At 67.1% G+C, this 12,149-nt stretch carries 14 protein-coding genes; 4 read left to right on the top strand and 10 right to left on the bottom strand.

Annotated elements, in window-relative coordinates:
• The first annotated feature begins 121 nt into the window (after positions 1-121).
• The 3 genes from MWU52_RS07220 to MWU52_RS07230 are packed head-to-tail and all read left to right on the top strand — an operon-like array spanning position 122 to position 2,905.
• Complete coding sequence (locus MWU52_RS07220) at positions 122-1,036, top strand: LysR family transcriptional regulator (RefSeq protein WP_246950718.1); 915 nt, start codon at positions 122-124, stop codon at positions 1,034-1,036.
• Positions 1,026-1,769, top strand: a complete 744-nt coding sequence (locus tag MWU52_RS07225) for a sulfite exporter TauE/SafE family protein (RefSeq protein WP_246950723.1) — start codon at positions 1,026-1,028, stop codon at positions 1,767-1,769. The genes MWU52_RS07220 and MWU52_RS07225 overlap by 11 nt, the downstream gene beginning before the upstream one ends.
• The gene (locus tag MWU52_RS07230; RefSeq protein ID WP_246950726.1) at positions 1,766-2,905 is read left to right on the top strand and encodes a mandelate racemase/muconate lactonizing enzyme family protein; all 1,140 of its coding nucleotides are present in this window, start codon (positions 1,766-1,768) and stop codon (positions 2,903-2,905) included. The genes MWU52_RS07225 and MWU52_RS07230 overlap by 4 nt, the downstream gene beginning before the upstream one ends.
• On the opposite strand, the gene MWU52_RS07235 is transcribed toward MWU52_RS07230, so the two are convergent.
• The 6 genes from MWU52_RS07235 to MWU52_RS07260 are packed head-to-tail and all read right to left on the bottom strand — an operon-like array spanning position 2,895 to position 7,736.
• A complete protein-coding gene (locus MWU52_RS07235; protein ID WP_246950728.1) occupies positions 2,895-3,563 on the bottom strand; it encodes a fumarate hydratase C-terminal domain-containing protein in 669 nt (222 codons plus the stop codon). The two genes, MWU52_RS07230 and MWU52_RS07235, sit on opposite strands and share 11 nt — an antisense overlap.
• Before the next feature lie 28 nt (positions 3,564-3,591).
• Positions 3,592-4,557 (bottom strand): fumarate hydratase, encoded by a 966-nt coding sequence (locus tag MWU52_RS07240; protein WP_246950731.1) that lies wholly within the window; start codon positions 4,555-4,557, stop codon positions 3,592-3,594.
• Positions 4,558-4,567: 10 nt separating this feature from the next.
• Entirely contained in the window at positions 4,568-6,319 is a 1,752-nt protein-coding gene (locus MWU52_RS07245; RefSeq protein ID WP_246950735.1) for an FAD-binding protein, read from the bottom strand.
• Between the two features lies 1 nt (position 6,320).
• On the bottom strand, positions 6,321-6,662 hold the full coding sequence (gene sdhC, locus MWU52_RS07250; protein WP_246950737.1) for a succinate dehydrogenase, cytochrome b556 subunit: 342 nt from the start codon (positions 6,660-6,662) through the stop codon (positions 6,321-6,323).
• Complete coding sequence (locus MWU52_RS07255; RefSeq protein ID WP_246950738.1) at positions 6,659-6,997, bottom strand: succinate dehydrogenase; 339 nt, start codon at positions 6,995-6,997, stop codon at positions 6,659-6,661. Before MWU52_RS07255 ends, sdhC begins: the two co-directional genes overlap by 4 nt.
• Positions 6,990-7,736, bottom strand: coding sequence for a 2Fe-2S iron-sulfur cluster-binding protein (locus MWU52_RS07260; RefSeq protein WP_246950739.1), 747 nt, complete (start codon positions 7,734-7,736; stop codon positions 6,990-6,992). Before MWU52_RS07260 ends, MWU52_RS07255 begins: the two co-directional genes overlap by 8 nt.
• A 546-nt stretch (positions 7,737-8,282) precedes the next feature.
• On the opposite strand from MWU52_RS07260, the gene MWU52_RS07265 reads away from it, so the two are divergent.
• On the top strand, positions 8,283-8,483 hold the full coding sequence (locus MWU52_RS07265; RefSeq protein WP_348645496.1) for a hypothetical protein: 201 nt from the start codon (positions 8,283-8,285) through the stop codon (positions 8,481-8,483).
• Positions 8,484-8,678: 195 nt separating this feature from the next.
• Here MWU52_RS07265 and ureG read toward each other — a convergent pair whose 3' ends face one another.
• From ureG to ureC, 4 genes are read right to left on the bottom strand one after another with little or no spacing between them, the layout of a single operon-like run.
• Complete coding sequence (gene ureG / locus MWU52_RS07270; RefSeq protein WP_246950740.1) at positions 8,679-9,368, bottom strand: urease accessory protein UreG; 690 nt, start codon at positions 9,366-9,368, stop codon at positions 8,679-8,681.
• A gap of 9 nt (positions 9,369-9,377) precedes the next feature.
• Positions 9,378-10,004: an urease accessory UreF family protein gene (locus MWU52_RS07275; RefSeq protein WP_246950741.1), complete on the bottom strand. Its 627-nt coding sequence runs from the start codon at positions 10,002-10,004 to the stop codon at positions 9,378-9,380.
• Positions 9,997-10,446 (bottom strand): urease accessory protein UreE, encoded by a 450-nt coding sequence (locus MWU52_RS07280; RefSeq protein WP_246950742.1) that lies wholly within the window; start codon positions 10,444-10,446, stop codon positions 9,997-9,999. The genes MWU52_RS07275 and MWU52_RS07280 overlap by 8 nt, the downstream gene beginning before the upstream one ends.
• Positions 10,446-12,149 (bottom strand): urease subunit alpha, encoded by a 1,704-nt coding sequence (gene ureC, locus MWU52_RS07285; RefSeq protein WP_246950743.1) that lies wholly within the window; start codon positions 12,147-12,149, stop codon positions 10,446-10,448. Before ureC ends, MWU52_RS07280 begins: the two co-directional genes overlap by 1 nt.

The raw sequence follows: 12,149 nt of genomic DNA on the forward strand, positions 1-12,149 counted from the left end.
CGATCCTTGACAAAACATATCGTTAAGACAAATTTATCAAAAAGCACCAAAAATTTACAGCTTTCGATAGGGCAGCTTTCGCGCATGGCCCCGCATCGGGGTCTCGGGGGAGGCGATCGTCATGTCCATTCGGATGCTCAAGACGTTGATCGCGATCGACGATCACGGGACGTTCAGCGCGGCCGCCGATGCCGTGTTCGTCACCCACGCCGCCGTCAGCCAGCAGATGAAGACGCTGGAGGCCGAATGGGGCGTCCGCATCTTCGACCGGTCGCGTCGGACCCCCGTGCTGACGCCGATCGGGCGCGCGATGGTCGCGCGGGCACGCCAGATCGTGGCCGATTACGACGATCTGGTGCCATCCGTGCTGGGTGACGGCGGGCTCTCGGGCGAGTTGATGCTGGGTGTCGTCCCCACGACGCTGACCGGGTTGATACCGCTGACGCTGGCACCGCTGCGGACCGCCTATCCCAATCTGCACGTGCGTCTGCATGCCGGGCTGACGAACGCGCTGATCCTGCGGGTTGCGCGTGGGCTGGTCGACGCCGCGCTGGTGTCGCGGCCGTCGCATATCCCGCAGGGGCAGGTCTGGCATCCGGTGGCCGAGGAGGAACTCGTGCTGCTGGCCGCCCGCGACACCGAGAGCGACGACCCGATCCAGCTGTTGCGGACAAGCCCGTTCATCCGCTTCAGCCGCGATGCGGTCGTAGGCTCCATGATCGAGGCGTGGCTGCAGGAACGCCGTATCACCGTCGCCGACGCGATGGAACTGGAAGGGCTGGATGCGATCTCTTCGATGGTGCTGTCGAACATGGGCGTGGCCATCGCCCCGCGCCGCTGCGTCCAGACGATGCATCCGCTTCCGCTCAAGCGGCTGTCACTCGGAGCCGGGGCGCCGGTCCGGCAGTTGGGGTTGATCCACAGGCATGACAGCACCAAGACCCGCGCGCTGGACGAGCTGATCCTGCGCCTGCACCGCGCGGTCGAAATCGGGGTACTCTCACCCGAGACCTGCGGCCAGACTAATGCCGCCTGACCTTCTGTGGATGCTGCTGTTGGGCGCCGCCTCGGGCGGCTTGATCAACGGCCTGGCAGGGTTCGGCACCGCGCTTTTCGCACTGGGGTTCTGGCTGCAGGTCATGCCGCCCGTTCAGGCGGTGTCGATCGTGGTGGTGATGTCCGTCGCCAGCGGCCTGCAAGGGGTCTGGCTGGTCCGGCACGCGATATCGACCCAGCGGCGGCGTCTTGCGCGGTTCCTGCTGCCGGCGCTGCCGGGGATTCCGGTCGGTCTTGCCGCGCTGTCGGTCGTGTCGGCGCCGACGCTCAAGATCACGATCGCGGTTTTCATGCTGCTCTATGGCGGGTTCTTCTCGGCGCGGTCGGCGCTGCCGCGGCTGGAACGGCCGACGCCGGTCGTCGACGGGACGGTGGGCTTTCTGGGTGGCGTGTTGGGCGGGGCCGCGTCCCTCTCGGGCGCGCTTCCGACGATGTGGTGCGCGATGCGGCCATGGCCCAAATCCGAGGTACGCGCGGTGCTGCAACCGTTCAATGTCGCGGTCCTCGGGGTGACGATGATGCTGCTGGCCCTGGGTGGGGCCTATGACAGGTCGACGTTGGGCCTGATCGCACTGGCCCTGCCCGTCACGATGATCTCCGCGCAGGTCGGTATCGCGATCTTCAAGCGGCTGGGCGACGACCAGTTTCGCCGCCTGATCATCGCGATGATGTTCGTCTCGGGCGCCGTCCTGCTGCTGCGTGAACTGACATGAGCGTCACCATCGACCGGATCGAGGTCGCCTGCTTCCGCGTCCCCATCGACACGCCGGTGGTCACGTCCTTCGGCGTGATGACCAGCCGCCCGGCCGTGCTGGTGCGCCTGCAGGATGCGGAGGGCGCCTTCGGTTGGGGCGAGATCTTCGCCAACTGGCCCGCCGCCGGGGCCGAACATCGCGCCCGACTGCTGGTCGAGGACATGGCCGACCTGGTGCTGGGCCGTTCGGTCGTCGGCCCAGCAGAACTGGGCCGATACCTGACCGCCGCCACGCGCATACGGGCCATTCAATGCGGCGAGCCCGGCCCCTTCGCCCAGGTCGTCGCGGGGCTGGACACCGCGCTGCACGATCTGTTCGCGCGCCGCGCCGGCCTCCCCCTCGCCCACTATCTGAACGCGGACGCCCCAGGTGATGTGCCGGTTTATGCCAGCGGCATTGCCGCCTGCGCGGCGCCGGAGGCCGTCGCTCGCGCCCAGACGGAAGGATTTCGGGCCTTCAAGATCAAGGTGGGCTTCGACATCGAGGACGACGTCAGGGCCTTGCGTTCCGTCCTGGCCGAAATCGGCGACGGCATGCCGCTAATGGCCGATGCCAATCAGGCCTGGACGGTCGCGCAGGCGTGCAGCTTCTGCGACGCCACGGCCGACCTCGGGCTTGGCTGGCTAGAGGAACCCCTGCCAGCCGATGCCGCGACCGAGGATTGGACCGCGCTTCGCAAATCGACGAAGATCCCTCTGGCGGCCGGCGAGAACATCAGCGGCAGCAACGGGTTCGCCACGGCCATCGCGTCGGGCGACCTGGCGGTGCTGCAACCGGACGTCGCGAAATGGGGCGGCGTCGCCGGGTGCGCACGGGTCGGCCGGCGGGCCATGGACGCAGGACTGCGCTATTGTCCGCATTTCCTGGGCGCGGGCATCGGCCTTCTGGCATCGGCGCACCTGCTGGCGGCTATGGGTGGCGACGGCCTGCTGGAGGTGGATGTGAACCCCAACCCCCTGCGGGACGCGTTCGACGGAACGCGGGTGGACGGCCGCGGCCGTCTGGTCCTGTCGGATGCGCCGGGGCTGGGGGTGCGCGACTTGCCGGAGGAGATCGCGCGATTTCGGACGCTCCGCCTGGACGTCAGCCGATGACCTCGTCGCTGCGATCGTCGGTCTCGCCGAACCGCTTGAGCGTGGCGGGGCGCGTGCCTTCATAGACCTGCGCGAGGTTGGCGCTGATGCGCTCGTTCTCGCGCTCGAAGAGGCAGTTCCCGCTCAGGTCGGAGGCCACGATGAAAGGACCCATCCGGTTGCACCGGATCACCCACATCGCCTGGGCAAGACCCAGTTCCTCGTTCCAGTGCACCGCTTCGACATTCTCGACCCCGCGGCCCAGCAGCGCGCCGGTGCCATAGCCGACGGTCGACAGGTAGACAGCACCGTTGGGCACGAAATACTCGCGATAGTCCTTGCTGCTCATCCCGCCCTTGCCGATCACCAGCTTCGCGCCCGATTTCTCCAGCCATTCCGGCAACCACTTGGCAAACCGGAAGGACGCGGTGGCGGTGACCGCGCCCATCTCGAAACTGCCATCGGGGTTGATGCGCGCGGCGGGGGAGCAGTGAAAGTTCGCCGCGCTCTGGCTCGGCAACTCCATCGGGATGTTCGCCTTCTCCTCCAGCGCGCGCATGTAGACGCCCTCACGCGCCGTGTACATCAGCCCGTCGAGGTAGACGATATCGCCCAGGCGCAGGTCGGCCACGGCCTCGGGCGTGGGCGTTGTCGACAGGCGGATCTCGCGGACGCTCATGACGGCACCGGGCGGGTTGCGGCGGCGGTCATTCGGCTGCCATCGCGGGAGGGGCCCAGTCCACCGTCTCGCGTCGACGATAGTCGGTGAACCAGTCGGGGTCGGTGCGCGGCTCGACCCGCCCGTCGGCATGGATGCGCGCCACCGCGCGCCGCGACGACAGGCAGAACGCGTGAACCGACATCGGCAGACCGCCGGTGTGGCAATATCCGACCTCGATATGGGCATCGATCACCATGGATTTTCCGACGAAACCCATGGCCCCCATGCCGATGGAATTGCCCAACTCCTTCAGCTCCAGCTCCAACTCGGCGATGCGCGGATCGGTGTTCCGGTCGCCCACGACGCGCAGGCAGGCCGCTTGCTTGCCCAACACCATCGAGATGTCCTTGGACCCGCCCAGCCCGATCCCGATGATCGCCGGCTGGCACGCCAGCCCCCGTTTGCCGAAGGCCACCAGGCTGTCGAGGTAGAAGCGCTTGATCCCCTGGATGCCGTCGGACGGGAACAGCATCCGGTAGTCGGTGCCGAACAGGCCGCCCTTATGGACGGTGATCAGGTCGATCCACTCCTCACCGTCGGGGGCCGGCTCGAACGCGTATTCTATCTCGGGGGCGTTGATGCCCACGTTGTTGTCGTGATCCGTCCGCCAAAGGGGGTGCACGCGATTGGGCCGCAGGGGCACACCGTTCGTGGCATTGGCCGTGGCACGGCGCAGTGCCGCCTCCAACGCGACGGGTCCGCCCTCGACCCGCGCGTCATTCGCCATCTTGATGTACCAGCGCGGACAACCCGTGTCGCCGCACATCGCGCGACGGTCCTCCTTGGCGGCGGTGTAGTTCTCCAGCATCGCCTTCAGGACGAAGGACGAAAGGTCCCCCTCCTCATCCCGTGCCGCAGCCTGCAGACCTTCGAGATAGTCGTCGGGGATCTCGATGGCGGCCTTGTCCATCAGGGACTCGGCCGTCTTCTGGATCAGGTCGATGGCGATCATCGCGTCCTCCTCATTCGGCTGCCGGGACCAGGCTGGGCGGCGCATCGTCCGGCAGGATCGTCTCGCCCGGTCGGACGATGGTGAACCGGACCGGCGCCCGCGTGACGTCGAGCCCGTCCTCCGCCCCGCGCGCCACCGTATAGTAGGAGGCGCCCAAGTCGCCGCCCTCGGGGTGATCCTCGCGGAAATGGGCCCCGCGCGAGTTCTCGCGCGCGAGCCCCGCATGGGCGATCACCTCCGAAACGTCGCACAGGCTGGCAAGGTTTAGCCAGTCATGCCATGTCAGGTTGAACGCGCGATCGGTGCCGTCGACGCCGGTTTGCATCAATTCGTCGCGGATGGCCGCGATGCGGGTCAGGCCGCGCTGCATCCCCGTTTCGGTCCGCATCACGCCCACATCCTCCCACATCGCCTCCTGAAGGGTATGGCGCAGGCTCTGCACATGGCCCGGCGGCTGCGCGAAGGGGTGTAGTGCGCGCGCGACCTCGGCCTCCAGCACCTCCGGGTCGGGGTCGCGCAGGGACAGGCGCGCCACGTCGGCGCCCATCACGTCCCCGGCCACGCCGCCATAGACGGTGGAATTGGCCACCCCGTTGCCCCCCAGCCGGTTCGACCCATGCGCGCCGCCCGCATCCTCGCCCGCGACATACAGGCCCTCGAGCGCGGTGCGCGTGTCGGGGTCGACCACCACACCGCCCATGAAGTAGTGCGCCGTCGGGACAACCTCGACCCGCCCCGCAGCCAGGTCGAAGCCGCTGTCAGCGCAGCGCTGGACCATACCCGCGAATTTGCGGCGCACGTTCTCCGGCCCCAGATGCGCCATCGAGATGAAGACACCCCCGTTCTCGGACGTGTTGTTCCGGCGCATCTCGGCATAGATGCCGCGGCTGACCACGTCGCGCGTGGCCCGTTCGCCCCGCGGGTCGGTGTCGAACATGAACCGGTGATCGGCCCCGTTCAGAAGCTGCCCGCCCGCGCCGCGCAGCCCCTCCTCCAGCACGGTCCCGGTCATCTTGGTGTGATCGCCCGCCAACAGGCCGGTCGGGTGGAACTGGACCATCTCCATGTCTCGCAAGGGCAAACCCGCGCGCAGTGCCATGGCCAGCCCGTCCATCGTCTTGTCGCCCGAGGGCGTGTGGTACTTGTACATCGTCGGGCCGCCGCCGGTGCCCATCATCACCGCCCGCGCCCGCACGAGGCGAAACCCTCCGCTGCGCATATCGACGAACAGGACGCCAGCCAGCGCCGCGCGGTCGGCGGTCGGGATCAGGCCGATGGCGCGATGCTCCTGCAACTTTTCGATGGGGCGGGACAGGACCTGCTCCATCAGCCGGTTGATGATCTCGATCCCGGTCAGGTCGCCCTTGTGCACCGTCCGGTCCGCGGTCTGGCCGGCGAAGGCCTTCTGGTGCAGGCTGCCATCGGCGTTGCGGTCGAAGAAGCAGCCGATTTCGTTCTCCAGCTCGCGGATGCGGACGACTGCCTGCTCGCACAGCTTCCAGGCCATGTCCTGATCCGGCAGCCATTTGCCGCCTTCGATCGTGTCCATGAAATGCCGCTCGACGGAGTCACCGTGACCCAGCGCCACGTTGTACCCACCCTGGACCATGCGGGTGCAGCCGCATTTCCCGATCAGGCCCTTCACCGCCATCGTGATGCGCGTGCCGGCCGGCGCGGTCTGCTGGGCATGCAGCGCCGCGAACATGCCCGCCCCGCCGGAGCCGAGGATCAGGATGTCGGTGTCGTGCCGCTCGATCCGCATGCTAGACGGCCCTCAGAAGAAACAGACCCGACACCAGGAACGAGACGGCCGCGGCGAGCGCGGCGAGCGTCTTTTGTCGTGGCGTCCAGGGCAGCCACTCGAGCGCGAGCAGGCGCAGCCCGCCCAGCATGTGGACGGCAAGCCCGAATACCAGCCCGAACTCAGCCAGCTTGACCAGCGGCTGTTCGGTAAGCGCAAGCAGACCATCCAGTCGCGCCGGTGCCGAAAGCGCCTGTGCGAGCACCCAGAAATGCACGGGCAGGAACAGCGCCAGCGCCAGCCCCGACACCCGGTGAAGCGCATAGGCCCACCAGAGCGGGTGGCCGCGATATCCGCCCCTCACGCCGGCCCCCACGTCACGGCGACTACCGACCACATCCCCATGCCCGCAAGAAGCAATCCCGAAAACCACATCAGCACGCGCACTGCCCCCAAGCGCAGGCCCAGCACCTCGTACGCGATGACGCGCAATCCGATGGCCGCGTGGATCGCGGCGGCCATCACGAACCCGCCGTAGAACAGGAACCACGGGACCGAGCCCTGCGTGCGGCCCAATATCTCGGCCGCGCTGAGACCGCCCTGGATTGCGTAGATCATGACGCCCAGATGGACGGTCACGAAGGGGGCCATCAGCGCCGCCGTGATCCGTTGTGCCATGTAGAGCCGCAGGTCAAGCACGCCGCCGCCCCCGCAGATACGCCCGCGTCGTCTCGCGTTTCAGCCCCGCGATCGCCTTCATCGGGTTCAGCGCATTCGGACAATGCACGGCGCAACTGCCCTGGCTGTGACAGTTGTGGCAACCGCCCGCCCCCGAGACCGCGTCGAGGATCGCCTGTTCGTCCCCGTCCCGCGCGTCGTTGAACAATGTCCAGGCTCGGTTCAGCGCCGCCGGCCCCAGGAAGTCGGGGTTGCCTGCGACCGTATCGCAGGCGGCGTAGCAGATGGAGCAGTTGATGCATTCGATCCCCGTATTCGCCTCGACCCGGGCGGGGGAGGCCGGGTCGATGGGCACGATGCCCTCATGGCGGCTGCGGCTGGGGTGGTGGACGGCCTCGGCCGCGACCCATTTGTCGAAGAACGGGTCCATGTCGGTGGCCAGATCCTTGATCACCGGAAGGTTCCGCAACGGACCGATGGAGATCGTTCCCCCGTCGGACACCTTCGAGACATGGGTGCGACAGGTCCAACGCGGGACGCCGTTCACCATCATCGCACAGCTGCCGCACATGCCGACACGGCAGGCATAGCGATAGCTCAGCGACGGATCGGCATTCTGTTGAACCCACGCGACGAGGTCGAGGACGGTCTGGCTCCGCCGGACGGGCACGTCGTAGGCCTGGAACGCCCCGCCCGACGCGTTCCCGCGCCAGATGCGAACGTTCAGCCTCTCGGATCCCTCGGAAAGCTCTGCTGGCACCAAACATACCCCGGTATCGGCGGACTTGCGGCCCAATATACCGTTCGCAAAAGTAACGAACAGGGATAAATCATAACCGAAATCGTTAGCGGGACTTTCGGGTTCCTTTCGGCGAGGAGGCATGAGGTATGGTCGAGGTCGCACATTTCCGCGCGGCGCCCGGTCCAGTCCCTGCGCCTGGCCTGCCGATGAAACGGATGCCCCGTATGAGATGGCCGAAATGCTCCCGGCGCACGTCTCGGGCAGTATGGTGGTCGGGACCTATCGAAAGACCGGCCATCCACAAAAACCCGTCGGCGATCGGCGCGCGGTCGTCGTCCGACAACTCGACGATTCCAGCCATCGGATGCGGTCGCCCGGTTCGATCAGGTGCCGTGCGCACTTGCGGCGCTCGATCCGCCTGCCGTCGGTCATGCTCGCCGGAACCGTTCCATGCCCGGGCCGTAACGGGGGATAGGTGAGGCAAGGGGGATCGGAGCGGGCCGATCCGCATGGCGCGTTCCTTGCGATTGCATCCCAGTCGGCGCGCAGGGGTACGGCGCCGCGATGCCCGACTACGCGAAGCTTGCCGAGGTCAAGCGCCTGCATCAGCGGCGCGGCGACACGATCATAGATGTCACGCCTGACCAGATCGAGGCGATGACGCTCCCGGACCGGATCGTCGTCATGAACCATGGCCGGACCGAGCAGCAAGGTACGCCGGCCGAAATGTTCCACGACCCCGAGACGGAAGCCCGTATCCGCTGAAGGCGCGCGGCGGGGACGAAAACGCCAAACTTGGGAAATCGTCAGCCGAAAAGTTGCTCGATCGCACCGCGATATCGGAAATGGTGCGACCGTTCGTGAAGCGCGGGGTCACCGCGCCTCTGAGGGCCCGGTTTCCGACCAGACGGAGCCACGGCTCCGCCGATCGCTTCCGGGGAGCATGCGAAAACCCGGGGGCTAGCGGTGGCTTGGGGCCGCTGCTTCGTCGAAGGGTTTCTGGTTTTTGCGACCGTCGGTTACGGCCAACCCGCCTTCCTCGAAAATGAACCGGGCGATTTCCGCGGCATCGTCCTTCGCCCCCGCACCGGCGGCCGCCCTACCGAGAGAGGTGACGATCGTCGCACGTCCGGCCCTGGCGGTCTTCGCATCACGCTCCATATCGGCAAGATCGACATGGACGTGCGGGGCCAGATCGGCCTTGTTCAGGACCAGCAGATCGGACCTCTCGATCGCGGCGCCGCCCTTTCTCGGCACGTCGCCGCCTCCGCAGACCGACAGGACGTATATCGTCAGATCGGCGAGATCGGGAGAGAATGTCGCGGCAAGATTGTCACCGCCGCTCTCGATCAGGATCAGGTCGAGGTCTGGATGGCGGGCGCACAGGCGATCGATGGCGCGCAGGTTCACGCTGGCGTCCTCGCGGATCGCAGTGTGCGGGCAGCCACCCGTCTCGACGCCTTCGATCCGATCCGAAGGCAGGACCTGCATCCGAACCAGTGCGTCGGCATCCTCGCGGGTGTAGATGTCGTTCGTCACCACACCGATGGAGCAGTTGGGCATCGCACGCACCACGGCTGCGACGAGTGTGGTCTTTCCCGTGCCGACGGGACCGCCGATACCGACGCGGAGGGGGCCGTGTGGGGACATGAATTTCTCCTATGAACGGAAAAGCCTCGCGGGAAGCGTGCCGTGACGCAGGGCGGCAATCTCGGCGCCGAAGGCGACCGTGCCCAGGTTCGGGTCGGCGATGACGTCGCGCGCGGTTGCGACGATGGTCGGCTCCAGCCGCGCCATCAGGCGTGTCGATCCGGTCTGGCCGAGCGGCATCAGCCGTAGTGCCGCTTGCAGGGCAGCGGCGACCTGCGCGTGCAGATAGGCCGCCACCGTCTGCTCGGCGGACAGTCCGGCGGCCCGCGCGGCCCAGCCGACGGCGGCAGGCAAGGCGCAGGGACGCGTCGGACTGCCATCCATCCATGCTGCGGCCGCGGTAAGGAAGGCGTCGCCCTGCTCTTCCGTTTCCGCCGCGCGCCCGGGCGAAGTGGCAAGCGCCAGCGCCAGCTCGGAGACTTCCTCGCCAGCCATCGCGCGCGCCAGCAGTGCGGCATCCACGCGCATCGGGCCCGCGCGCAGCACGTCCTCCATCCAGTCGCCAAGCGCGTCTTTGTTCTCGATGCACTTTTCCCGAACGGCGGCCTCCAGCCCCCCCGACCATGCGAAGCCGCCCGTCGGCATGGCGGGGGTGAGCCAGGACATCAACCGGACGAGAGCGACCGTATCAGTCATGGGGATCATGGTGAACGCGACCGTGGGAATGCGTGCCGTCGTAGGCGCCACCTACGGGTTGGAAGGGCCCGCGGACGTTGCGCAGCGTCGCACCCAGCCCCTTGAGCATGTCGCCGATGACGCCATCGCGCAGAACGATAATGCGATCCCCGGCAATCTGGGCCGGCAGGTGCCGGTTGCCGATTTGCCAGGCCAGGATCAGAAGGTGGACGGCATCATGCCCCCGGACCTCCGTCAGATCCTCGTCGGCGGCGATCACCTCGACGGTGCCGGCATCCGTGACCAGCCGGTCACCGGCCTCGAGGGTGACGGCGCGGGGCTCGTTCAGCATGATCTCGATCCCACCCTGCGAGACCAGCCGCTTGCGCCGGACGCGTCGCTCGTCGTGGCGCAGGACGATCGCATCGGTGGCCTCACCGCCCTTCTCGATCCGCGCCGTCATCAGAACAGGAAGTAGCGCTGCGCCATGGGCAGGCTGTCCGCCGGGGCGCAGGTCAGCAGTTCGCCGTCGGCGCGCACCTCGTAGGTTTCGGGGTCGATGTGCATTTCGGGGACGGCGTCGTTCAGCACCATATCCGCCTTCGATATGCCGCCGCGCACGTTCGTCACGGCCGTCATCGGACGTTCCGTTTCAAGCCGTTCGGCCAATCCGCCATCAAGCGCCGCCTGAGATACGAAAGTCGTTCCCGACAGCCTGGCCGCGCGCCCCATCGCACCGAACATCGGCCGCATGTGAACCGGCTGCGGCGTCGGGATCGAGGCGTTGGGGTCGCCCATCGGAGCGGCGGCGATCATGCCGCCCAGCAGCACCAGGTCGGGCTTCACACCGAAGAAGGCGGGCGACCACAGGACGAGGTCGGCGCGCTTTCCCGAAGCGACGGTGCCGATCTCGGACGACAGTCCATGCGCGATTGCGGGGTTGATCGTGTACTTTGCGATGTAGCGTCGGGCGCGGAAATTGTCCTCCGGTCCCTCGCCGAGCCCGCCGCGCTGGACCTTCATCTTGTGCGCCGTCTGCCAGGTGCGGATGATCACCTCACCGACGCGGCCCATGGCCTGGCTGTCGGACGCGATGATCGAAAACGCCCCGATGTCATGCAGGATATCTTCGGCGGCAATGGTTTCCCGGCGAATTCGACTTTCAGCGAACGCGATGTCCTCGGGGATCGACTTGTCCAGATGGTGACAGACCATCAGCATGTCCAGGTGCTCCTCGACCGTGTTGACAGTGAATGGTCGGGTCGGGTTCGTCGAGGACGGCAGCACGTTCGGCAGACCGCAGATGCGCATGATGTCGGGCGCATGCCCGCCCCCTGCGCCTTCGGTGTGGAAGGCGTGGATCGTGCGGCCGCCGATCGCGTCGACGGTACGTTCGACGAAGCCGGATTCGTTCAGCGTGTCGGTGTGGATCATCACCTGCACGTCCATCTCGTCGGCGACGGTCAGGCAACAGTCGATCGCCGCAGGCGTCGTGCCCCAGTCCTCGTGCAGCTTGAGCGCGCAGGCGCCGCCCTCCACCATCTCGCGCAGCGCCTCGGGTCGCGATGCATTGCCCTTGCCCGATAGGCCGATGTTCATCGGTACGCCGTCGAGCGCCTGGATCATCCGCCCTATATGCCACGGCCCGGGCGTGCAGGTCGTGGCCAGCGTCCCATGCGCGGGCCCGGTCCCGCCGCCCAGCATCGTGGTCACGCCCGACATCAGGGCCTCCTCGACCTGCTGGGGACAGATGAAGTGGATGTGGCTGTCGAAGCCGCCGGATGTCAGGATGCGTCCTTCCCCCGCGATGGCTTCGGTGCCCGGTCCGATGACGATATCGACCCCGTCCTGCACATCCGGGTTGCCGGCCTTGCCGATGGCGTGGATGCGCCCGTCCTTCAATCCGACATCGGCCTTGAAGATGCCGCCCGCGTCCAACACCAGCGCATTGGTGATGACGGTATCCACGGCACCGTCCGCGCGGCTTGCCTGTGACTGGCCCATGCCGTCGCGGATCACCTTGCCGCCGCCGAATTTCACTTCCTCCCCGTGAATAGTCAGATCCCGTTCCGGCGTGATCCAGAGGTCGGTGTCGGCAAGGCGCACCCGGTCGCCAACGGTGGGGCCGAACATCGCGGCGTAGTCGGCACGATTCATCACCGCCAT

It is taken from the genome of Jannaschia sp. S6380, assembly GCF_023015695.1.
GTDB lineage: Bacteria > Pseudomonadota > Alphaproteobacteria > Rhodobacterales > Rhodobacteraceae > Jannaschia.